Annotated in this window: 1 protein-coding gene; it reads left to right on the plus strand. The window is 48.0% G+C overall.

What is annotated here, in order from left to right; translation table 11 throughout:
• The coding region (locus CCB157_RS16875) for a metallophosphoesterase (RefSeq protein WP_077616944.1) at positions 1–1,010 on the plus strand (1,010 nt) is incomplete at its 5' end.
• Positions 1,011–1,033: the final 23 nt, after the last annotated feature.

The following is a 1,033-nucleotide window of genomic DNA, read 5'->3' on the forward strand; positions in this document are numbered from 1 at the left end:
GGACCGCTGAAGAAAACGAATATCTTCACGTTCTCATGAAGCAATATCCGGAACATACATACCAACAATACGCCAACATGCTGACGAACCGTTTTGGGCTTGAATTCACGTCTGAAGCGGTCCGGAACCATTTGAAGCGGAATAGAAAGAAAAACATTGGCTATGTCGATCGGAAGAATACCGAGGACAATATCGAAGCGTATATCCAGCATTTGATCAGATCGCAGAAAGAGCTTCAGCAGTTTGACGATCGTCAGACGTCGGTGACGATCGACATTGACGATTCTCGGCCAATCGGCATTGTATTCACTGGTGACTGGCATGTTGGCGGGCTGTACACCGATCATGAACAAATGCTGAAAGACTTTCAGACCATCCAGCAGACGGATGGGCTTTTTAATATCGCCATGGGCGACTATGCGGACAACTATATTTCATCCAGCCATAAAGGTGGGCAGTACGAGCAAATAACCAACCCGGACAAGCAGAAAGAGATGATTCAGTATCTCTTCGAGAAGTATCTCGGAGAGTCGAATCTCGTCGTGCTGAAAGGCAATCATGACAACTGGTCCTATAAAGAGACGGGCGAGGACTTCGTCAAATATATCGCCCGGAGGATTGAGTCGCCCTATCTCTGGTACGGTGGCGAGGTCAATCTTCGGCTTGGCAGCCAAGTGTACAAGATTATCGTCAGGCACAATTATGTCGGGACCAGTGCGCTGAATACCACGAACTCACAACGACGTCTCTTCGACGAGACATTCGGTGACGTGATCGCGCTGGGGCATCTGCATTGGAATGAGTCTCACGCCCGATCGAAAGCCGGCAAGGATACCGTTTGGATCCGATCCGGCAGCTATAAGATCACCGACGATTGGACTCAATGGGCCGTCGCTGGCCGCGGAGATACGCGGCAGCCGATGGTGATTCTATTTCCTGATCGGAAGAAGATCATTGATTTTCGTGATATGTACGATGGTATAAAATATTTAAATATGTTGAGAAAATAAAAGGTATAACCCCGTTATAGAAC

The organism is Caenibacillus caldisaponilyticus, assembly GCF_002003465.1.
Lineage (GTDB): Bacteria > Bacillota > Bacilli > Bacillales > Sporolactobacillaceae > Caenibacillus > Caenibacillus caldisaponilyticus.